Here is a 20,826-nt window from a genome sequence, read left to right on the forward strand (position 1 = left end):
TCACTCCCTCAGGGCCGCGAAGGTCACGGTCGTGCCCCGGGGCCCGGACACGATCGTGACCTGATCGCACAACATGCTCGTCAGCCACAACCCCCGCCCGCGGAACTCGAACCCCGCGGGCGGCCGCATGTCGCCCACCCACCCCGCCGGCAGCCCCGGCCCCTCGTCGGTGACCTCGCACCACAGCCGCCCGCCGTGCGACCACAGCCGCAGCCGCCCGTACCCGCCGCCGTGCACGACCGCGTTCGTGACGACCTCGTTGACCGCCAGCACGAAGTCCTCCAGGTTCCGCCCGGCCAGCCCCTCGTACGCGGCGTGCTCGGCGACCGTCCTGCGCAGCATCGTGATGCGGCCGCGCGCGAAGCTCGCGCACAGCACCTGTCTACACATCGCCCACCCGGCGCACCGTGATGTACTCGTCCGCCCTGATCAGCCGGAGCACCCTGGCCATGGTGTCGCGGCACACGACCACGGTGCTCCCGCGCGGCCTGGCCATGGCCGTGACGGTCAGCAGCTGGGCCGAGCCGGCGTCGATGAAGTCGAGGCCGGAGGCGTCGATCACCACCTCGCCGGGCTCCTCCTCCAGCCGTCCCAGCAACGAGGCGAACGCCGGGCGGTTGGTGAGGTCGATGTCGCCCCACACCTTCAGCCCCCGGGGCGAGCAGGTGTTGGCGAAGCGCAGCACCGCCTGCTCCGGCGAGATCGGGTGCACCGAGGCGGCCCGCTCGATGGCGTCGCGGGGGAAGAGCCGGCGGTCGTACTGGCACACGGCCGCCAGCCACCGCTCCCCGAACAGCTCGTTGGCCGCCGCCTCGAACGCCGCGTGCCCGGGCACGTCGCCCACCCCCCAGGAGGCGTCGACCAGCGCGTACACGCCGTGCTGCCCGTGCCTGCGGGCCCGGTCGTTGGCGTCGGCCAGCCCCGCGTACACCCGCCCCGGGTCGAAGGAGCCGTTGGTGAAGTGGGTGTCGGCGCAGGCCAGGATCTCCACCTGCCCGGCGGACTCGGCGTCGGCGAACCCCGGCACCAGCGGCGCCAGCCAGTCACGCGTCCGCTCGGGGCTGTCGGCGTGCGTGATGATCACTACTTTGGTACGGCGGCGCAGGCCGTTCATCGTGAACAGCCGTGTGGCCGTCATCCGCTCCCGCTCGTCCTCGAACGGCAGGCAGACGTGATCCCCCAGGTCGGGATCGAGGACAGAGCCCGCGACGTGGACCACGTTGGCGCCCTCCCTAGCACGCGTCAGGTCCGAAATTACTCCTCGCCATGCCATCACGTACCGCATTCTCTGCAAAACCCACCGTGACGAGCCGCAGGGCGGTGTACCTTTTCGGCGGAGCCACCCACGGGAGGGGTCGTGAGGACTATGGGCGTGGACGTGCTGGAGATGTCGCGGCGCCGGCACGGGGAGCTCGTCGTGGTCAGCCTGGCGGGCGAGGTGGACGCGGACAACGTCTCGAAGGTCCGCAGGTGCCTGGACGAGGCGGTGGAGACGCACGGGCCCCGGCTGGTGGTCGATCTCAGCGCGCTGACCTTCATCGACACGACCGGGCTCGGCGTCCTGGTGCGGCAGCTGGCCGCGTTGCGCGACAGGGACGGCACCATGGCGCTGGTCGCGCCCGACGGGCAGGTGCTGCGGCGCCTGCGGCGGACGAACCTGGCGCCGCTGTTCCCCATCTACGACACGCTCTCCCAGGCGCTCGGCTGACCTGGGCGCGCCCATGTGGCGGGGGCACGGGGCGCGGCTGGTTGAATGGCAGCATGTCCCTCGATCCGAAGATCGCCGCCCGGTTGAAGCGCGACTCCGCAGGCCTGGTCCCCGCGATCGCCCAGCAGTACGACACCGGCGAGGTGCTCATGCTGGCCTGGATGAACGACGAGGCCCTGCACCGGACGCTCACCACCGGCCGGGCCACCTACTGGTCCCGCAGCCGCCAGGAGTTCTGGGTCAAGGGCGACACCTCCGGCAACGTCCAGCACGTCAAGGCCGTGGCGCTCGACTGCGACGGCGACACGATCCTGGTCAGGGTCGACCAGAAGGGCGGGGCCTGCCACACGGGAGACCGCACCTGCTTCGACGCCGACCAGCTCGAGCTCCCGCTCGGCTAGGGACGGCGATGGAGACGGCGATGGAGACGGCGATGGAGACGGCGACAAGGCCCGCGGCGCGGCGCGGGGAGCTGTGGGGCTGGGTGGTGGCGACCGCCGCGGGCTGCCTGCTCGTGCTGATCGCGGCCGGCCAGTCCTGGGTGCGGGTGCTGCAGGGGCTCGACGCGACCGCGCCCACCGGCGGCGAGCTCAGCCCCGTCCTGACCCCCGTGGCGCTGGCCGGGCTGGCCGGGGTGGTGGCCGTGCTGGCGACCAAGGGCGCGGGCCGCCGCGCCGTCGGCGTGCTGCTCGCCCTGTGCGGGGCCGGCGCCGGTTTGGGGGTCTGGACGGCGCTCGGGGACGACAACGTCAGCGGCTGGCTGCGCGAGCAGAACGTGCTGCGCGGCGCCGCCGAGCTGCCCTGGGAGGTCGTGCCCCTGGGGCCCGTCGTCGCCTCCGCCGGGGCCGTGCTGATGGTCGCCGGGGGAGCGCTCGCGGTCGTGCGCGGGGGCAGGTGGGCCGGCATGTCGGCGCGCTACGACCGGGAGTCGGCTCCGGCCGCCGGAGCGGGGGCGCAGGTCAAGGACGACCGGGCGCTGTGGGACGCGCTCGACCGGGGTGACGACCCCACCGAATCCCGCTGAGACTCGATGGTGACGAATCCTCCACTGTTCTGAATCCTTGTCTGCTTGGCAAACGTTTCCTCAATAAGCTGCCGTTGCAACTCGCCACGAAGATATGAGGAGCCAGCTCATGAGCTACGGGGATCAGGGCGGTAACGGCGGCTATGGCGCGCAGCCTCCCGGAGGCGGATACGGCCAGCAGCCGCCGAGCTACGGCGGCGGCTACGGCCAGCAACCCCAGAGCGGGGGTGGGGGTTACGGCCAGCAGCCGCCGAGTGGCGGGGGCTACGGGCAGCAGCCGCCGAGCAGCGGCGGCTACGGCGAGCAGCCGGGCAGCCAGCCGCAGAACCTCGGCTACGGTCAGATGCCCCCGAGCGGCGGCTACGGTCAGCAGCCGCCCAGCTACGGCGGCTACGCGCAGCAGGGCTACGGGCAGCCGGGTTACGGGCAGCCGGGCTATGGGCAGCCGGGCTATGGGCAGCAGGGCTATGGGCAGCAGGGCTACGGCTACGGGCCGCCGCAGCAGCCCCGCTCCACCAACGGCATGGCGGTGGCCTCGCTCGTCCTGGGCATCATCGGCCTGATCTTCTGCGGCGTCACCAGTATCCCGGGCGTGATCCTCGGGCACATCGCGCTCAACCGGATCAAGCGGACCGGCGAGGAGGGTGCGGGCATGGCGGTGGGCGGGCTCGTCACCTCGTACATCACGGTCGTGATCTGGGTGTTGTGCTGGCTGATCTTCGGCGGCTTCTTCCTGACCCTGATGGGTCTGAGCGCCGGGGTGTCGTCCTCGTACGACTACTGACCCGTCAGTAACGTGCCGCGGGCGTAGCCGGGGCGTGACGACCCGCTTGCGTTCCGATTACGAATTGTCCGCAAAATGGACGTTGATCCACGTAGGAGATGGTTTCTCGCTAGGCTGCCGCGCGCAACTCGACTCAAAGATGACGACATGAGGGGTCATTAGCATGAGTTACGGTAACCAGGGCGACGGTGGCTACGGCGCCCAGCCGCCGGGCGGCGGCTACGGTCAGCAGCCCCCGAGCGGTGGCGGCGGCTACGGCGGTGGCTACGGTCAGCAGCCCCCCAGCGGCGGTGGCGGTTATGGTCAGCAGCCCCCGAGCGGCGGTGGCGGTTACGGCCAGCAGCCCCCCAGCGGCGGCGGCTACGGCGGTGGCTACGGTCAGCAGCCCCCGAGCGGTGGCGGCTACGGCGGCGGTTACGGCGGCGCACCCGGCGGCGGGACCCCGCCGGACAACCAGCTCGTCCCCGCCATCCTCACCACCCTGTTCTGCTGCCTCCCGCTGGGCATCGTGTCGATCGTCAAGTCGTCGCAGGTGAACCAGAAGTGGCAGGTCGGCGACTTCGGTGGCGCGCAGCAGGCGGCGGACGAGGCCAAGACCTGGTGGAAGCGCAGCCTGATCATCGGCGCGATCGGTTACGGCCTGATCGTCATCGCCTATGTCCTGTTCTTCGTGATCTTCGCCGCCAGCATGTCCACGTACTCGACGACGTACTAGGCCGTGGGCCGACGACCAGCACGAACCGGAAGGCGGATACTGGGAGCATGAGCATCGCAACGACTGAGCGGCGCGGCCGGCAACGCCTCAAGGGCCTGCTCGCGCCGCTCGGTGTTGCGGCGGCGACAGGCGCCGTCTTCGCGGTCGTCGGCACGGTGGACCCCAACGAGCCCGGGCACTACCCGACCTGCCCGTTCCTGTGGCTCACCGGCCTCTACTGCCCGGGTTGCGGCACGCTGCGCACCATCCACGCGCTGGCCCACCTCGACCCGGTCGCCGCGCTCGGCCTCAACCCCCTCGCCGTGGCCACCGTCCCGTTCCTGCTGTTCTGGTGGGGCAGGTGGGTGGTGCGGGCCTGGCAGGGCAGGCCCAGACGCACGACGCTGGCCCATCCGGCGTGGCTCTGGGCGTTCATCGGGGTGGTCATGGTCTACTGGGTCGTCCGTAATCTGCCTTTCGGGGCGTTCCTCGCCCCCTAGGCGGCGTCCACCATGGGGACCGGTGGTGAGGTGACCACACAGGGGCCGATACCATCGCAGGACAAGGCAGAGAGCGGACGCGACGCGAACTCTCCGCCACCCCCAGAAGCCGACCGGAGGGACCCCAAGCGCGTGAGTGAGCGGACGGAAGGGCCGAGTGTCCTCGACGACATCCTCGACGGGGTGCGCGCCGACCTCGCCGCACGTCAGCAGGCCGTCTCCATGGACGAGCTCAAGCAGCGGGCCGAGCGGGCGCAGCCGCCCAGAGACGCGATGGCCGCGCTCGGGGGTGACCGGATCTCGGTGATCGCCGAGGTCAAGCGCTCCAGCCCGTCGAAGGGCGCGCTCGCCGCGATCGCCGACCCGGCGGCGCTGGCGGCCGACTACGAGGCGGGTGGCGCCCACGTCATCAGCGTGCTGACCGAGCGGCGCAAGTTCGGCGGCAGTCTCGAAGATTTGGCCGCGGTGCGCGCCCGGGTCGACATCCCGATCCTGCGCAAAGACTTCATCCTCACCTCCTACCAGCTCTGGGAGGCCCGCGCCCACGGCGCGGACCTGGCGCTGCTCATGGTGGTCTGCCTGGAGCAGCCGGCCCTGGTGTCGCTGATCGAGCGGGCCGAGTCGATCGGGCTCACCCCGCTGGTCGAGGTGCACACCGAGGAGGAGCTCGAGCGGGCCGTGGCCGCCGGCGCCCGGGTCATCGGGGTCAACGCGCGCAATCTGAAGACACTCCAGGTCGACCGCGATGTCTTCGCGAAGCTGGCGCCGAAGATCCCCGATAATGTGATCAAGATTGCCGAGTCGGGCGTGCGCGGCCCGCACGACCTGCTCGCCTACGCCCGTGGCGGCGCCGACGCCGTCCTGGTGGGGGAGAGCCTGGTCACCGGCAAGGACCCGCGCAAGGCTGTGGAGGCGTTGGTGACCGCCGGCGCCCATCCGTCGACGCGCCCCGACCACTCAGCAGAGGGATAGCAGTGGCAAACGAAGGCTCCATCCTGACCGCCGCCGACCTGGCGGGCAACGGCGCGGCCGGCGACGACCCCGACGTGCACGGCAAGTTCGGCATCTTCGGCGGGCGCTACGTGCCCGAGGCGCTCATCCCGGCGCTCGACGAGGTGGCCGCGGTCTACGAGAAGGCCAAGAACGACGCGCAGTTCCTGCGCGAGTTCAATCACCTGCTGCGCACCTACGCGGGCCGGCCCACCACGCTGACCGACGTGGCGCGCTTCAGCGAGCAGGCCGGTGGCGCCAGGATCGTGCTCAAGCGGGAAGACCTCACCCACACCGGCGCCCACAAGATCAACAACGTGCTGGGCCAGGCGCTGCTGACCAAGCGGCTGGGCAAGAAGCGCGTGATCGCCGAGACCGGCGCGGGCCAGCACGGCGTGGCCACCGCCACCGCCGCGGCCCTGCTCGGCCTGGAGTGCGTCATCTACATGGGCGCGGTCGACTGCGAGCGCCAGGCCCTCAACGTGGCCAGGATGAAGCTGCTCGGCGCCACCGTGGTGCCGGTGACCAACGGCTCCCAGACGCTGAAGGACGCCATCAACGAGGCCTTCCGCGACTGGGTGACCAACGTCGACAGCACCCACTACCTGTTCGGCACGGTCGCCGGGCCGCACCCGTTCCCCGAGATCGTGCGCGACTTCGCGCGCATCATCGGCGTCGAGGCCCGCCGCCAGATGCTGGAGCTGACCGGCAGCCTGCCCGACGCGGTGTGCGCGGCGGTCGGCGGCGGCAGCAACGCGATCGGCATCTTCCACGCCTTCATCGGCGACAAGGACGTGGCGCTGCACGGCTACGAGGCCGCCGGCCACGGCCTGGAGAGCGGCGAGCACGCGCTCACCCTCACCGCGGGGTCGGTCGGCGTGCTGCACGGCTCGCGCACCTACGTGCTGCAGGACGACGAGGGCCAGACCATCGAGTCCCACTCCATCTCGGCCGGGCTCGACTACCCGGGCGTCGGCCCCGAGCACGCCTGGCTGAAGGACTCCGGCCGGGCCACCTACCACGGCATCACCGACGACCAGGCGATGGCCGCGTTCTCGCTGCTGGCCAGGACAGAGGGCATCATCCCGGCCATCGAGTCCTCCCACGCCCTGGCGGGCGCGCTGGAGCTGGGCCGCGAGCTCGGCCCCGAGGCGACCATCCTGGTCAACCTCTCCGGCCGGGGCGACAAGGACATGGGCACGGCGATGAAATACTTCAACCTCTGACACCGTGGACCGCCGACGGCCTGCGCCGGGCCGGTCGAGCGTCCGCGACACACCTGCGTCCGACCGGCGCGGGGGATTCTGGGGCGGGTGCGCGGCAGGGCATCATGGTGAGACTCGACCTTCGAAACGGACAGACATGACGACTCTTCAGACGGTTTTCGCCAAGGCGAAGGCGGACAACCGGGCCGCGCTCGTCGGCTACCTGCCCGCCGGCTTCCCCACCAAGGAAGGCGCGATCTCCGCCGCCGCGGCCTTGGTGGAGGCCGGCTGCGACGTCATCGAGATCGGCCTGCCCTATTCCGACCCGCTCATGGACGGGCCGACGATCCAGGACGCCGTGCACAGGTCGCTGACCAACGGCACGCGCATCGCCGACGTGTTCCGCACCGTCGAGGGCGTCGCCGCCACCGGCGCCGCCACGCTCGTCATGACGTACTGGAACCCGATCGACAAATACGGCGCCGACCGGTTCGCGCGCGACCTGGCCAGTGCGGGCGGCGTGGGCACGATCACGCCCGACCTGACGCCCGAGGAGTCCGAGCCGTGGCGGGCGGCGTCCGCGGCGGCGGGCATCGACACGGTGTTCCTGGTCGCGCCCAGCTCCACCGAGCAGCGCATCAAGGCGGTCGTCGACTGCTGCACCGGCTTCGTCTACGCGGCCTCCCTGATGGGCGTCACCGGCGCCAGGGAGAGCGTCAACGTCGCCGCCGAGGGCCTGGTCCAGCGCACCCGGGCGCACACCGACCTGCCGGTGTGCGTGGGCCTCGGGGTCGGCACGGGCGCGCAGGCGGCCGAGGTGGCGGCCTACGCCGACGGCGTCATCGTGGGCTCGGCGTTCATCCGCCGCATCCTCGACGCCCCCGACGAGGCCGCGGGCCGGGCGTCCATCGGGGTCCTGGCCAGGGAGATGGCCCAGGGCGTGCGCCGCTAGGCACCGTCGCTCCGGAGCGCGGTTCCCCATGGTGGGGGCCGCGCTTAACGCTTTTTGTCAGGAAAAATGAGGGGATTGTAGAAATCTGACGCGCAAGTCCATGGCGTGCGAGTCCGCCGCGGGTGATGATCGGGGCTCCCGAGCGGTGTGACGCATGACCCCGGAAGGACACCTATGCGTCCCGTAATCCTCGCAGCGGTCCTCGCGCTCGCGGCCACGGCCATGGCCGCCCCGGCAGTCGCGGAAAGGCCGGGCGCCGATCCGCCCTCTCCCGAGCCGGCGCCGACTCCGACGTACGAGCTGCCCTCGCCCGACCCCTCACCCACCGGCCCGCCGCCCCCGAGCCCCACCGCGCAGGACCTGCCGCCGCGGCCCGCGCGCGTGGCCGAGCCGATCGCGATCTCGTCGGCGGACCTGCGCGTGGAGCTGGACCCGGCGTTCCCGCGCGTCCTGGGCTACACCGACCGGGCGAGCGGCGCCACGCTGGGCGGCAGCACGGGGGTGCCCGCCGTCGTGCTCAACGGCCAGTCCAGGGCCGCCGACGTCACGCTGACCGGTAACGACGGCGCCACGGCCCGCTACCGGCTGGCGTTCGGCGACGGGGTCGTGCTGGAGGCCGGCATCGGCGTCAGGGGCAGGGTGACGACGTTCTCGATCGACCGGGTGACCGACACCGAGGCGTTCCGGGTGCACACCATCGACCTGCCGGGGCACGACCTGGTGTCCGTGTCGAGCGCGCAGCCGGGCGCGGCCACCGCGTTCACCCGCCTGGACCCGAACTCGACCCGCACCGCCGACGTCTTCGCCCAGGTCACGGCCGGTACGGCGGCGGAGCCGGCGCCGGTCGGGGCGACGTACGCGATCGTCAACACCGACCGGCTGGCCGCCGCCGTCGAGTCGAACTCCACCTACGACCGCCCCTCGGGCGTGACGGACCGCGACGCCGCCCGGCTCTGGCACCAGGCCAGGAAGGACCCCGACGGCACGGTACGGGTGGGCGTCTGGAGCGGCCAGTGGACCCACCGGGCGACGGGCGCGCCGTTCACCGAGGAGCGGCCCTGGGCGAAGGTCGTGCTCACCCCCGACGCCAACGGCGACGGCACGCTCGACTGGCAGGACGGCGCGATCGCGTTCCGGAGCATCGGCGTGCGGCCCCCGGGCGCGGAGCAGACCAAGGACCGGGTGGTGACGCACATCCCGTTCAACTTCTCCAGCCAGGCCACGCACCCGTTCCTGCGCACGCTCGACGACGTCAAGCGCATCTCGCTGGCCACCGACGGGCTCGGGCAGCTGGCGCTGCTCAAGGGCTACCAGTCCGAGGGCCACGACGCCGCGCACCCCGACTACGGCGGCAACTACAACCGCCGCGCCGGCGGCCTGAAGGACCTGAACGCGCTGCTCGACGCCGGCCGGGGGTGGAACGCCACGTTCGGCGTGCACGTCAACGCCACCGAGGCCTACCCCGAGGCCAGGAACTTCGACGAGCAGCTGGTGAACAAGGACGCCAAGGGCTGGAACTGGCTCGACCAGGCGTACCTGATCGACCAGCGCGGCGACCTGACGCGGGGCACCCTCGCGCGCAGGTTCCGGCAGCTGCGCGAGGAGACCGGCAGGAACCTCGCGGTGCTGTACGTGGACGTGTTCCGGCCGTACGGCTGGGTCGCCGACCGCACGCTGGCGGAGCTGCGCGCGCAGGGCTGGCAGGTGACCACCGAGTGGTCGGACAAGCTGGAGCGCTCGTCGCTGTGGGCGCACTGGGCCAACGACCTCAACTACGGCGGGGTCACCAACAAGGGCCTGAACTCGCAGATCATCAGATTCGCCCGCAACCACGAGAAGGACGTCTGGAACGCCCATCCCATCCTCGGCAACGCCCGCATCGTCGAGTTCGAGGGCTGGACGGCGGAGAACGACTTCACCGCCTTCTACCGCAACATCTGGGAGCACAACCTGCCGGTCAAGTTCCTGCAGCAGCAGAGAATCATGGACTGGAACGCCGACGAGATCGTGTTCACCGGGGGCGTGCGCGGCACGTACCGGAACGGGAAGCGCGAGCTGTTCGCCGGCGGGCGCAAGGTGCTCGACGGCGGGACGTACCTGCTGCCGTGGAAGGGCAGGCTCTACCACTACAACCCGGCCGGCGGCGAGACGACGTGGGAGGCCGACCGGGCGATGACCGTGTACGCGCTCACCGACCAGGGCCGCGTCCAGGTGGGCACGGTCACGCCGGCCGGCGGCAGGATCACCCTGCGGGCCGAGCCGGGCGTGCCCTACGTGCTCTATCCCGGCAGGGCGCCCCGGCCGGCCGACCCGGATTGGGGCCAGGGGAGCGGCCTGCGCGACCCGGGCTTCAACGGCGACCGCCTCGACGGCTGGAGCGTCAGCGGGCCCGTCAGCGTCGAGCGCGACGAGCTGGGCCGGCGGGTGGCGCTGCTCGCCTCGGGCGCCCGGGCACGGATCGAGCAGCCTTTGCGGGGCCTGCGGCCGGGCCGGACCTACACCGCCTCGGCGTTCGTCGAGGTCGAACCCGGCAGGACGCGCGCGACCACCCTGGAGGCGGGCGGGCAGGAGGTGACGGTGCTGCGCTCCACGGCCAGGAACTACATCGCCTCCGACGAGAAGCACGACACCTACTTCCAGCGGATGAAGGTGACGTTCACCGCGTCCGGCCGGGCGGCCACGCTGCGGATCACGGCAGCGGAGACGGATGGGGACACGGATGGGGACACGGATGGGGACACGGGCGGGGACACCAGCGGGGACGTGCGGGTGGACGACGTGCGCGTGTTCGAGCGGGAGCCGGTTGGCGCGGTGGAGACGTTCGAGTCGGTGGAGCCCGGGTGGGGGCCGTTCGTGAAGGGGGACGCGGGCGGGTCGTTCGACGCGCGTACGCACCTGTCCGAGCGGCACGAGCCGTACACGCAGGCCGGGTGGAACGGCAAGACGGTGGACGACGTGCTGAACGGCGACTGGTCGCTGAAGGCGCACGAGGAGCGGCAGGGCCTGATCTACCGGACGCTGCCGCACACGGCGCGGTTCGAGCCGGGGCACGCCTACGAGGTGTCGTTCAGCTACCAGAACGCGCTGGCCGGCACCTACCAGTGGGTCACCGGCTACGACCAGGGCGGCGCCGCCGTCGAGACCCGGCGCACGCCGATCCCCGAGCGGCGCGCCACCACCCGGTTCACCGAGCGGGTCGTGGCCGGGTGCGGCGACGTCTGGGTCGGGCTGCGCTCGCTGCGGCCCGAGCTGGCGGGGGCCGACTTCGTCCTCGACGACTTCGCCGTCACCGACCTCGGCGCCACGCCGGAGGGACAGGCGTGCGGGTCGCTGGACCTGGTGCCCGCCTCGGAGGCGTTCGAGCAGGGGGCGGCCAACGAGGTCACCACCACCTTCACGAACCTGGAGGAGGTGGCGGTCCAGGACGTGGCGGTGCGGCTGGAGGTGCCGGAGGGGTGGACCGTGGAGGGCGACGGCGGTGGTTCCGTGGAGCCCGGCGGGAAGCTGACCACGACGTGGCGGGTGACGCCGTCCGCCGACGCGCCGTACGGCACGTACGAGCTGGCCGCCACCGCCGGCTACACCGTCGGCGGGGCGGCCAGGACGCTGACCGCCACGGCGTCCGTGCGCACGCTGCCGCCCCCGCCCGCCGCCGACGCGTACGCGAGCGACCTGGAGTGGGTGGTGGCCGACAACGGCTGGGGCCCGGTGGAGCGCGACCGGTCCAACGGCGACAGCGGGCCGGCCGACGGCGGGCCCATCGTGATCAGCGGGCGGGCGTTCGACAAGGGGCTCGGCACGCATGCGCCGGCCAAAGTGCGTTTCTACCTGGGCGGGCGGTGTACGAACTTCACGGCCTTCGTCGGTGTTGACGACGTGCAGGCGACGCGCGGATCCGTGGAGTTCGCCGTGGTGGCCGACGGCGCGGAGCGGGCGCGCAGCCCGGTGCTGCGGGCCGCCGACGCGGCGTACGAGCTGAGCGCCGACCTGACCGGCGCCCGGTACGTGGACCTCGTGGCCGGCGACGCGGGGGACGGCAACGGCAACGACCACGCGGACTGGGGCGGGGCCCGGCTCAGCTGTGCCTGAGCTCGGCGTACAGCGGGGACCAGCGGCTGTACACGCCGGTGGGCACCAGGTAGACGTTGATGACGACCTGCATCAGCAGCAGCCAGACGACGTACTGGGCGGTGTTGACGCCGGGCACGGCGTCCACCGGCAGGGTGTAGGCGATCACGACCCGCACCACCGCGTCCACCAGCAGGCCGACGCCGTAGATGACGCTCACCACGCGCCAGATGCGGCGGAAGGCCGGCAGCCGCTCCCACAGCACGTCCCACGACTCCCGGTTGGGCCCGATCCGGCCCTCCAGCAGGAAGCGGGTGAACACGAACGCCAGCGGCCGCTCGCCGCGCGCGCTGGCCAGGAACCACAGGCCCGCGACCGCCGTGAACCAGCCGTCCTTGGCCAGCAGTAACCGGGCGTCTTGGACGAGCACGGAGGTGGCGGCGCTGGCCAGCATCATCACCGTCATGTACAGGCCCAGCCGGTCCGGTCTGCGGCCGCGTACGAGGTCGGAGAGCACGCCGAGGCCCGGGATGAACGAGCTGACCACCAGCGCGGTGTGGAACTCGACTCCGGCGGCGCGCAGCACGTAGTAGAGGCCCATCGGCAGGCCGATGTCGATCGCCAGCGTGGCCAGCCCTCTCAGCCGGGTGCTCATGCGCGCGTCGCCCTGGCGAACAGTCCGGCCAGCTCCTCGGCGTACTCGTCGAGGTCGGCGCCGGGGTCGGCCTCCAGCAGGAACGGCAGCCCGTCCAGCGAGCGCTGGACCGCCATGGCCATCACCCGGGTGTTGAACCGCCTGAACTCCCCGCTTTCCTGCCCCCAGGCCAGCAGCCGCTCGATGTGCGACAGAGCCGACAGGTTGGTGGCCGCGTCCTGCGCCGACGAGCCGCCCTCCGGCCGGAAGTTGAGGAAGATCTCCGTGGCCGCGCGCATCTCGGCACGGTGGTCCCTGATGTACTCCACCAGCGACCGGATGTAGGTCTCCAGCGCCGCCCCGGGCGTCGTCCGCGCGCTCACCCGCCGGCTCATGAACGCCGACAGGTCCCCGTAGATCGAGGTGATGGCATGACCCATCAGGTCGTCCTTGCCGTCGAAGTGGTACGAGATCAACCGCGTGCTGCTGAGCCCGGCCCGCTCGGCTATCCGGGCGAAGGACGCCTGGTGGTAGCCGAGCTCGGCGATCGTCGCGATGGTCGCGGCCACGATCTGTGCCCGCCGGGCGGCAGTCGTAACCGACTCGTCCCTTTTTACTTGCATAAGTAATTTTTAACTTAAGCGAGTAAAAGTGGCAACTCTCCCAGCTCGGCGACGGAATCCTGCCTTAGCTGATGCTTATCCCAGGCGTGATCGGATGAGATCCCGGTACTGTGCGCCTCCCGGCGCAGAGACAGAGGAGAACACTCGTGACCGCGTCACAATCGTCACTGAAGGCGACGTCAGCGATACCCTGGGTGACGACCGCCGCCCGGCTCGTCCTGGGCGGGGTGCTGATCGTGGCGGGCGCGCTCAAGATCGGCAACCCGGCCGACTCGGTCGTGGCGGTCAAGGCTTACCAGTTGCTGCCCGAATCGATCGCCGTCGCGGTGGGCTACGCCCTGCCGATCCTGGAGATCGTGGTCGGCGTGCTGCTGGTCGTCGGTCTGCTGACCAGGGTGGCCGCGGTGATCGCGGGGCTGCTCATGTTCGCGTTCGTGTTCGGCATCGCCTGGGCGTGGGCGAACGGGTTGCGGATCGACTGCGGCTGCTTCGGCGGCGGCGGCCAGCTGGGGAAGGGACAGGAGCCGACCTACCTGCTCGACATCCTGCGCGACTTCGGCCTCGTGCTGCTCGGCGCCTGGGCCGCGCGTTTCCCGCCGGGCCGCTTCGCGCTCGACGGAGCCCTCGGCCTCGGGGGCGACACTGGAGATGAGGAGGAGGACGACTGATGAGCAAGGGCGAACGTACGAAGACGAAGTCTCAGACGGCGCGCGAGAAGATCAAGGAGCAGCAGGCCGCCGCACGGGCCCGCGACAAGCGCAAGCGCGTGGTGACCTACGTGACCGCCGGCGTGGTCGCGCTGGCCGCGGTCGGGGCGGGCTGGTGGTATGCCGCCAGCACCTCGCGCCCGGAGGAGGCCACCACGGCCCTCGCGCCGATCGCCGTGCAGCCCGACGGCACCGCCGTGATGGCCAAGGCCGGCGTCACCGCGCCCGTCGTGGACATCTACGAGGACTTCCAGTGCCCGGCCTGCAAGGAGCTGGAGCGGGTCAGCGGCCAGACCTTCAAGAACCTCGCCGCCGAGGGCAAGGCCAAGGTCGTCTTCCACCCGATCACGATCTTCTCGCAGGAGCCTACCAAGTCCAACTCCGTACGCGCGGGCGCGGCGAGCCGGTGCGTCGCGGACGGCAAGCAGTGGCTGGCCTTCCACGACCTGCTCTTCGAGAACCAGCCCTCGGAGACCGCGGAGGGCTTCCTGCCCGACCAGCTCAAGCAGTGGGGCAAGGAGGCCGGGGTGACCGCTCCGGGCTTCGACGAGTGCGTCACGTCGCAGAAGCACGCTCAGGCGCAACTGGCGTACAGCAAGAAGGTCAGCGAAGAGCAGAAGCTCACCCACACGCCGACGGTGAAACTGAACGGTACAGAAATCGACAATCAGGTACTGTTCAGCCCGTCGCAACTGCGCGATGAGATTACGGAGGCGGCTAAGTAGGCTCGCTTCCGCTACCCTCACCTGACATGCCCCTTGCCTCGATTCCCAGCCCTGCCGAAGGGGTCTGGTATCTCGGAATCATCCCGATCCGGGCTTATGCGCTATGCATCGTGCTCGGCGTCATCGTCGCCGTCTGGCTGAGCGAGCGGCGCTGGCGCGCTCGCGGTGGCCAGAAGGGGACGATCATTGACATCGCGGTCCCCGCGGTCATCTTCGGCCTGATCGGCGGCCGCCTCTACCACGTCATCACCGACTGGCAGACCTACTTCGGCGACCGCGCGATCAAGGAGCCCTACAAGGCGCTGTACATCTGGGAGGGCGGCCTCGGCATCTGGGGCGCGATCTCGCTCGGCGCCGTCGGCGTGTGGCTGTACGTGCGCAAGCGCGGCATCTCCATGAGCGCCATGGCCGACACGGTCGCGCCCGGCATCGCCTTCGCGCAGGCCATCGGCCGCTGGGGCAACTGGTTCAACCAGGAGCTGTACGGTTCGCCGACCACGCTGCCCTGGGGCCTGGAGATCGACGTCGACCACGGCGGCGAGCCCGGCGTCCTCTACCACCCGACGTTCCTGTACGAGTCGCTCTGGGACGTGGCGCTGGGCTTCGCGCTCATCTTCCTCGGCCGCCGCCTCACGCTGCGCCACGGACGGCTGTTCGCCCTCTACGTCGCGGGCTACACGCTCGGCCGCTTCTGGATCGAGGGGCTGCGCATCGACCCGGTGGGCGGCGTCGACCATGCGGTGGAGTTCCTCGGGCTGCGGATCAACCAGTGGACCTCGATCGTGCTGTTCGTCGGCGCGCTGGTGTTCTTCTGGGCGACCCGGAACAAGACGGGCGTGGAGGTCGTGGTGCCGCCGTCGGAGGGCGAACCCGGCACGGAAGTGGTCGACCCGGCGCACTCGTCCGGCCAGGCCGACCCCGGCACGGGCGAGTCCTCGGACGACGCCTCGCCGGAGAAGGCGTCACCGGACACCGGGGAGGGCCCGGCTTCCGAACCCGGGGCCCCCGAACCTGGGGAGCCGAAGGGCGAGACCTCCGAGGCGGAGGCCCTGGAGGTCGAGAAGCCGGCGGCCGAGGAGCAGAAGGCCGCCTCCGGGGACTCCGCGGACTCCGCGGACTCCGCGGACTCCGCGGACTCCGCGGACTCCGGGGACTCCGCCGAGCCCGCGGAGCTTTCCGACCCCGAACCCGTGACGAAGGAGAAGAACACGCGATGAGCGGTCGCGCGGAGGCCCACCACCGTCATCGTGACGTCACCGGGGGCTGGTTGCGGCCATCGGTGTTCGGCGCGATGGACGACCTGGTGTCGAACTTCGCGCTGATCGCGGGCGTCGCGGGTGGCACCGCCAACACCAGGGTCGTCGCGCTGGGCGGCGTCGCCGGGCTCGCCGCCGGGGCGCTGTCCATGGCGGGCGGCGAGTACGTCTCGGTGGCCAGCCAGCGCGAGCTCGCCCAGGCAGAGATCGCCGTCGAGCGGCGCGAGCTGGCCCGCCATCCGGAGGACGAGCAGGCGGAGCTGGCCCAGACCTTCGTCGACAAGGGTGTGACGCCCGACCTGGCCGCCGAGGTGGCCAGGCAGATCTCCCGGAACCCTGAGCGGGCGCTGGAGGTCCACTCGCGCAACGAGCTCGGGGTCGTCCCGGGCGAGTTGCCGTCGCCGACGGTGGCCGCGGTCTCGTCGTTCCTGTCGTTCGCGGTCGGGGCGGTGCTGCCGCTGGTGCCGTACCTGTTCGGGGCCCGGGAGCTGGTGGTGTCGGCCGCGGTCTCGTGCGTGGCGCTGTTCGTGGCGGGCGCGCTGGTCTCGGCCGTGACGGCGCGTAGCTGGTGGTACTCAGGAGTGCGCCAGCTCGTGGTGGGGGCGGTGGCGGCGGCGGTCACGTTCGCCGTCGGGAACCTGATCGGGGCGGCGGGGCTGTGATGGCCCGGAGAAGAGCCACGCCCGGCTCCAACGGCGGGCGCACCGGCGGGAACACGGACGCGACCGGCCGCGGCCGAGGCAGCCACGCGGCCCCCGGCACCGACGGTGGTGGCCGGCGGGCGGATGGCACCGGATGGCAGGCCGAGGGCAGGGATGCCGCCGGTTGGCAGCCCACGGGCAGGGACGGCGGCGGTTGGCAGGCCGAGGGCAGGGACGGCGGCGGTCAGGCTGCCGGGACCGATGGCGGTGGCTGGCCCTCGCAGGGCGGCCGATCCTCCGCTGGTGCCGATGACGGCGGCCGGGCCGGGCGGCGTGCCGCCGGCAGCGGCCGGTCCGCCGCAGGCGCCGACGCCGGTGGCTGGCAATCTGCGGGCGCATCTGCAGGCGCGCAGTCCGGGGGCACGGATCACGGTGGCTGGCAGTCTGCCGACGCTGACGGCGGCAATTGGGCTCTGGGCGGCTCCGAGGACGGCGGCCGGTCCGGTGCGGGTGCCGCCCGGGAAACGGCCGGTGCGGAACAGCCGGCGGCCGGCGGAGAGCGGGCCAGGCGATCGACGGGCAGCCGTAGCAGCCGGAGGGCGGCCCGCGCCCGCGGCAGCCGGTCCGCGGAGCCGGTGGGCAGCGGTGACTGGCAAGCTGCCGGGTCGGTCAGCGGCGATTGGCAGGCGGCCGGGTCGGAGGCTGGTGGCCAGCAAGCGGGCGGCCAGCAGGCGGGCGGGCTTGAGGACCATGGTCGGCGGGCGGAAGGGCGTGGCCGGAAGCCGGAGGACTCCCGTAAACGGGGCCGGAAGGCGTTCGGCGGCGGGCGGCGTTCGACGGAGGACTCCGACGCGGGCGAGTGGCCCGCCGGTGAGCTCGGCCTGGGGGTCGACAACGGGCGAGGCGGGGGTGACGCCGACGAAGGCGGGCAGTGGGCGGCGACGGCCGCGTCGCGCAAGCGGCGCCGTACCCCCCGCTCCGACTGGCAGTTCCCGGTGCTCACCGACTGGGGCTTCCGGCCCGACCAGCAACGGCTGCTCGTCATCATCACCAGCGTCGTCGCCGCGATCGCCGCCGTCGTGGGGTTGGTGGCGGTCGTGGGCTCGCTCGGCACCTACACGCCCGAGCGGGAGGCCAGCGCCGCCGTGCTCGGTCCCAACGCGGCCGTGCCCCAGGTGTTCCGCGGCTGGGGCTCGCCCAAGCTGTTCGACCCCGTGACCGAACGGACCAAGGACGGCAAGGCGCTGACCGAGAAGGAGGTGTTCGGCCAGAGCGAGCTGGCCGTCTCCAAGAAGCTCAAGCTCAAGCTCGTCGCCAAGCAGCTCGACGCCGACTGCTCGGCGGCGTTGTGGGGTGGGGTCCTCCTCGAGCAGGTGTCGGACGCCGGATGCACCCAGGCCGCCCGTGGCCTGTACGCCAGCTCCGACGGCCGCTACATCGGCCAGTACACGCTACTCAACCTCAAGGACGGCCAGTCGGCCGCCGAGCTGGTCGAGTCATTGAAGACGCTTTACCGAGGCGGATGGGCGCGGCCCTTGTCCTCCACCAAGGCCGCCTTCCCGGCCGGTGGCTACTCGGAGGCGGGCGGTTACGCCCTCGGCCACTACGTCGGGCTGGTGTGGCTCGGCAAGGTGGACGGCACCGAGCCCACGGCCAGGGACGACTTCGTCTCCCTCACGCTGGCCCTGCGCGGGGCGGAGAAGGCCGTCTACCGCCGCGTCGTCTCGATCACGGGGCCGTCGTCCTGATGTCCCGGCGTGTGCTTCTCCCGATCGTGTTCGCCGGCGTGGCGGTCGTCGCCGTGGCGGGCTGGCTGTGGCTGCGCGGCGAGGATCCCCGCCCGGCCGCCTTCCACGCCGAGCCCACCTCCGCCTTCTACGCGGCCATCGAAACCCGCCAGAACGACGCCGCCCCGCTGACCCTGCAAGAGGTCTTCACCCCGGCGGCCCGGAGCCTGGGCAGCCTGACCCTGGAGGCGACGCGCGAGTTCACCGAGTGCGACGAGGTGCTCTGGGGCGCCACGGCGGCCGGCTGCACGCAGGCGCTCCAGGCGACGTACAGGGGCGGCTCCATGGTGGGCCAGTTCGTCATCTTCAACCTCGGCGACGGGCGGGCGGCCGACGCGCTGGTGGCGGCCCTGCGCAAGGACGGGTTCGTACGGCAGGAGGTCGCGTTCGACCCCGCCGGGAGCCGCGCCCAGGCCCGCGCCATGGGGCACTACGTGACGGTGAGCTGGGTCGGAGGGCCCGCACCCGCGCAGGACCTGGTCACCGCGCTCGTCTCGCTGGACGGCCTCGGCCGGGTGGTCCAGGGCCGCATCGTCGCCGCAACCTGACCGCACACCAACCGGCCCCGATCGTCAGCGGGGTCGCCTGGCGTGCTCGGGTGTCCGTGCGCAGGGGTGTGCGCGGGGGCGGTCCGGTCGCCCGGCGCGGGCCAGGCGTGGGGCAATGCCGCTCGGGGGTCGAGTGCGGCAGTGAGCGTCACGGCCCCCTGTGGGGTGGCCGGGGGCGGGATCAGGTCCGGTGGTCCGGTCCGGCGGTCCGGTCCGGTCCGGCGGTCCGGTCCGGTGGTCCGGTCCGGTGGTCCGGTCTGGTGGTGGGTGGGTGCCGGGTCAGGAGGTGATGGTGGTCAGGGCTGTGACTGTGGTGGTGACGGCGGCCGGGAGGGCGGACAGGTGGTGGAGCGGGGTCTCCAGCGGGGTCAGGTCGTCCGACCAGTCGGCGGCCTCGCGGATCAGGGAGCGGGCCTCGTTCTTCGTCAGCGTCGTGCCCTGGGCGCGGGCCACCGCGATGAGCGCCTCCCGCCACGTGTTCGCCAGCTTGGCGTGCCCGTTGTCCAGGATCCTGCGCAGCACCGAGTCCGCCTCGCCCGCCGGCGGCGGCAGGCGTACGGCGTCCAGCAGGCCGTCGCCCGCCTCGCTCAGCGTGTAGACGGCCGACAGCACCTCGGGCAGCGGGGGCGGTGAGCCGGGGCACAGCACGCGTACGTGCGCGGCGCGCGTGGCCAGGAGCAGGCGCGGCAGCGCCGCCTCCAGGCCCGCCGGCACGGCCACGGCCACCCGCTCCGGCGCGGCCGCGTACGGCTTCGCGAGCCACGTCGAGAGCCTGACCCGGGGCTGGGCGAGCTCCTTGGGCCAGTCGCCCACCAGCAGGTCGGGCCCGAACCCCGAAAGGGCCTCCTCGGAGGCCGAGGGCGCGCTCACCGCGCTCACCGCGCTCTCCGCGCTCTCCACGGCCTGCGGGCCCTGGGTGTAGATGGCGGTGGCCTGGCGGCTCAGCCGGGACTGAACGGCCGGGCGGGTCTTGGTGGTGGGCCGCAGGATGTACAGGTCGGCGGCCGAACCGATGGCCTCTGCCCCGAAATAGCGGTTGAAATCGGGATAGATGGCCTCGTAGGCGAGGTTGAGCTCCGAAAGCTCCTGCTGGACCTTGAGCGCCAGCATGGGGGTCCGCTCGCTCGCCCCGTACGCCAGCAGCACCCGCCCCTCGTCCTTCAGCCCCTCCACGGCCCGCGCCACGAACAGCCCCGTCCCCTCCGGCGTGTACGGCGGGTCGGTGAGCGCCAGGTCGTGGTCCCTGGCGGAGGCGGGCAGGCCGAGCCGCAGGTCGGCCCAGCGGGTGCGGACGCCCAGCCCCTGGTCGTCGATGTAGGCCAGGATGCGCTCGTCGACGTCGACCACCGTGACGTCGGTGCCGGGGTGGACCAGCTTGACGGCCAGCGAGGTCAGGTCGTGGTCGCCCACGCACAGCAGGCGGGCGCCGGGCAGCCAGAAACGGGCGCCGAGCAGCAGCGCCCGGCGCAGCACGGTCTCCGGCGTGGCCGAGACGTGGTCGAGCACGTGGCGGGCGCGCGGGGCCTTGGCGACGAGGGCGGTGAGGCGGTCGAGCACGTGGGCGTAGTGGGGGAGCAGGTGGGCCACCGGGTCCTCCGGCGGCGGGGCCAGGGCGAGCAGGTCCTGATAGGCGGGGGTGTCGGCGAGCGGGACCCGCAGCCGGTCACCGTCGCGCTCGAGGACGAGCTCGCGCAGCAGGGCCTCGACGGTACGCCTGGACGTGGCGGTCTCCCTGACCAGGCCGGCCAGGGTCCACCACTGGCCGTCGCAGACCAGGGTCAGGGCGTGCCGCAACCGCCTGCTGTCTGCCCCGGCCTCGGCGAGCAACCGTTCGACCCCGTCGCGCTCCATGGGCAAACCCTATCGGGACCCTGCCGGCATCCGGAGGACTCGCTCCCGGTACCGCATTTCCGTCGTCTGGATCGGGAATTTCGCCAGCCAGGTCCGGGGTTTGGGATAGGGAGTTCGGATGTTGGGACC

21 protein-coding genes are annotated in these 20,826 nt (G+C 72.0%); 16 read left to right on the plus strand and 5 right to left on the minus strand.

From position 1 onward, the window contains the following. Together ACBJ59_RS06860 and ACBJ59_RS06865 are read right to left on the minus strand one after the other, a co-directional pair. Window positions 1-390: an ATP-binding protein gene (locus tag ACBJ59_RS06860; protein ID WP_375109299.1), complete on the minus strand. Its 390-nt coding sequence runs from the start codon at window positions 388-390 to the stop codon at window positions 1-3. After that, window positions 383-1,219, minus strand: coding sequence for an MEDS domain-containing protein (locus ACBJ59_RS06865; protein ID WP_375109300.1), 837 nt, complete (start codon window positions 1,217-1,219; stop codon window positions 383-385). Before ACBJ59_RS06865 ends, ACBJ59_RS06860 begins: the two co-directional genes overlap by 8 nt. Window positions 1,220-1,366: 147 nt before the next feature. Between ACBJ59_RS06865 and ACBJ59_RS06870 the strand changes: the two genes are divergently transcribed. From ACBJ59_RS06870 to ACBJ59_RS06915, 10 genes are all read left to right on the plus strand, one after another. Further along, complete coding sequence (locus ACBJ59_RS06870) at window positions 1,367-1,708, plus strand: STAS domain-containing protein (protein ID WP_375109526.1); 342 nt, start codon at window positions 1,367-1,369, stop codon at window positions 1,706-1,708. A 53-nt stretch (window positions 1,709-1,761) separates the two neighbouring features. Continuing rightward, a complete protein-coding gene (gene hisI / locus ACBJ59_RS06875; protein WP_375109301.1) occupies window positions 1,762-2,109 on the plus strand; it encodes a phosphoribosyl-AMP cyclohydrolase in 348 nt (115 codons plus the stop codon). 20 nt (window positions 2,110-2,129) lie between these two features. Continuing rightward, complete coding sequence (locus tag ACBJ59_RS06880; RefSeq protein WP_375109302.1) at window positions 2,130-2,732, plus strand: Trp biosynthesis-associated membrane protein; 603 nt, start codon at window positions 2,130-2,132, stop codon at window positions 2,730-2,732. A gap of 109 nt (window positions 2,733-2,841) precedes the next feature. After that, a complete protein-coding gene (locus ACBJ59_RS06885) occupies window positions 2,842-3,516 on the plus strand; it encodes a DUF4190 domain-containing protein (protein WP_375109303.1) in 675 nt (224 codons plus the stop codon). A gap of 163 nt (window positions 3,517-3,679) precedes the next feature. Then, the gene (locus ACBJ59_RS06890; RefSeq protein WP_375109304.1) at window positions 3,680-4,231 is read left to right on the plus strand and encodes a CD225/dispanin family protein; all 552 of its coding nucleotides are present in this window, start codon (window positions 3,680-3,682) and stop codon (window positions 4,229-4,231) included. A gap of 47 nt (window positions 4,232-4,278) precedes the next feature. After that, window positions 4,279-4,710, plus strand: a complete 432-nt coding sequence (locus tag ACBJ59_RS06895; protein ID WP_364118518.1) for a DUF2752 domain-containing protein — start codon at window positions 4,279-4,281, stop codon at window positions 4,708-4,710. A 132-nt stretch (window positions 4,711-4,842) separates the two neighbouring features. Further along, the gene (gene trpC, locus ACBJ59_RS06900; RefSeq protein ID WP_375109305.1) at window positions 4,843-5,682 is read left to right on the plus strand and encodes an indole-3-glycerol phosphate synthase TrpC; all 840 of its coding nucleotides are present in this window, start codon (window positions 4,843-4,845) and stop codon (window positions 5,680-5,682) included. Between the two features lie 20 nt (window positions 5,683-5,702). Next, complete coding sequence (gene trpB / locus ACBJ59_RS06905; protein ID WP_375109527.1) at window positions 5,703-6,926, plus strand: tryptophan synthase subunit beta; 1,224 nt, start codon at window positions 5,703-5,705, stop codon at window positions 6,924-6,926. A 136-nt stretch (window positions 6,927-7,062) separates the two neighbouring features. Beyond that, complete coding sequence (gene trpA, locus ACBJ59_RS06910) at window positions 7,063-7,857, plus strand: tryptophan synthase subunit alpha (protein ID WP_375109306.1); 795 nt, start codon at window positions 7,063-7,065, stop codon at window positions 7,855-7,857. A gap of 174 nt (window positions 7,858-8,031) precedes the next feature. After that, window positions 8,032-11,946 (plus strand): endo-alpha-N-acetylgalactosaminidase family protein, encoded by a 3,915-nt coding sequence (locus ACBJ59_RS06915; protein ID WP_375109307.1) that lies wholly within the window; start codon window positions 8,032-8,034, stop codon window positions 11,944-11,946. Here the strand turns inward: ACBJ59_RS06915 and ACBJ59_RS06920 are convergent. Together ACBJ59_RS06920 and ACBJ59_RS06925 are read right to left on the minus strand one after the other, a co-directional pair. Then, entirely contained in the window at window positions 11,933-12,580 is a 648-nt protein-coding gene (locus tag ACBJ59_RS06920) for a VC0807 family protein (RefSeq protein WP_375109308.1), read from the minus strand. The two genes, ACBJ59_RS06915 and ACBJ59_RS06920, sit on opposite strands and share 14 nt — an antisense overlap. Then, window positions 12,577-13,182 (minus strand): TetR/AcrR family transcriptional regulator, encoded by a 606-nt coding sequence (locus ACBJ59_RS06925; RefSeq protein WP_375109309.1) that lies wholly within the window; start codon window positions 13,180-13,182, stop codon window positions 12,577-12,579. Before ACBJ59_RS06925 ends, ACBJ59_RS06920 begins: the two co-directional genes overlap by 4 nt. A gap of 146 nt (window positions 13,183-13,328) precedes the next feature. On the opposite strand from ACBJ59_RS06925, the gene ACBJ59_RS06930 reads away from it, so the two are divergent. The 6 genes from ACBJ59_RS06930 to ACBJ59_RS06955 all read left to right on the plus strand — a co-directional run bounded on the left by ACBJ59_RS06930 (window position 13,329) and on the right by ACBJ59_RS06955 (window position 18,846). Further along, window positions 13,329-13,850, plus strand: a complete 522-nt coding sequence (locus ACBJ59_RS06930; RefSeq protein ID WP_375109310.1) for a MauE/DoxX family redox-associated membrane protein — start codon at window positions 13,329-13,331, stop codon at window positions 13,848-13,850. After that, complete coding sequence (locus ACBJ59_RS06935; protein WP_375109311.1) at window positions 13,850-14,614, plus strand: thioredoxin domain-containing protein; 765 nt, start codon at window positions 13,850-13,852, stop codon at window positions 14,612-14,614. The genes ACBJ59_RS06930 and ACBJ59_RS06935 overlap by 1 nt, the downstream gene beginning before the upstream one ends. Window positions 14,615-14,724: 110 nt before the next feature. Then, complete coding sequence (gene lgt, locus ACBJ59_RS06940; RefSeq protein ID WP_375109312.1) at window positions 14,725-15,831, plus strand: prolipoprotein diacylglyceryl transferase; 1,107 nt, start codon at window positions 14,725-14,727, stop codon at window positions 15,829-15,831. After that, window positions 15,828-16,532, plus strand: a complete 705-nt coding sequence (locus tag ACBJ59_RS06945; protein WP_375109313.1) for a VIT1/CCC1 transporter family protein — start codon at window positions 15,828-15,830, stop codon at window positions 16,530-16,532. Before lgt ends, ACBJ59_RS06945 begins: the two co-directional genes overlap by 4 nt. A 614-nt stretch (window positions 16,533-17,146) precedes the next feature. After that, complete coding sequence (locus ACBJ59_RS06950; protein ID WP_375109314.1) at window positions 17,147-18,259, plus strand: hypothetical protein; 1,113 nt, start codon at window positions 17,147-17,149, stop codon at window positions 18,257-18,259. After that, window positions 18,259-18,846, plus strand: a complete 588-nt coding sequence (locus ACBJ59_RS06955; RefSeq protein WP_375109315.1) for a hypothetical protein — start codon at window positions 18,259-18,261, stop codon at window positions 18,844-18,846. Before ACBJ59_RS06950 ends, ACBJ59_RS06955 begins: the two co-directional genes overlap by 1 nt. Before the next feature lie 279 nt (window positions 18,847-19,125). Here ACBJ59_RS06955 and ACBJ59_RS06960 read toward each other — a convergent pair whose 3' ends face one another. Further along, on the minus strand, window positions 19,126-20,697 hold the full coding sequence (locus ACBJ59_RS06960) for a bis-aminopropyl spermidine synthase family protein (protein WP_375109316.1): 1,572 nt from the start codon (window positions 20,695-20,697) through the stop codon (window positions 19,126-19,128). Between the last annotated feature and the right edge of the window lie 129 nt (window positions 20,698-20,826).

The organism is Nonomuraea sp. MTCD27, from assembly GCF_041950495.1.
Taxonomy (GTDB): Bacteria; Actinomycetota; Actinomycetes; order Streptosporangiales; family Streptosporangiaceae; genus Nonomuraea.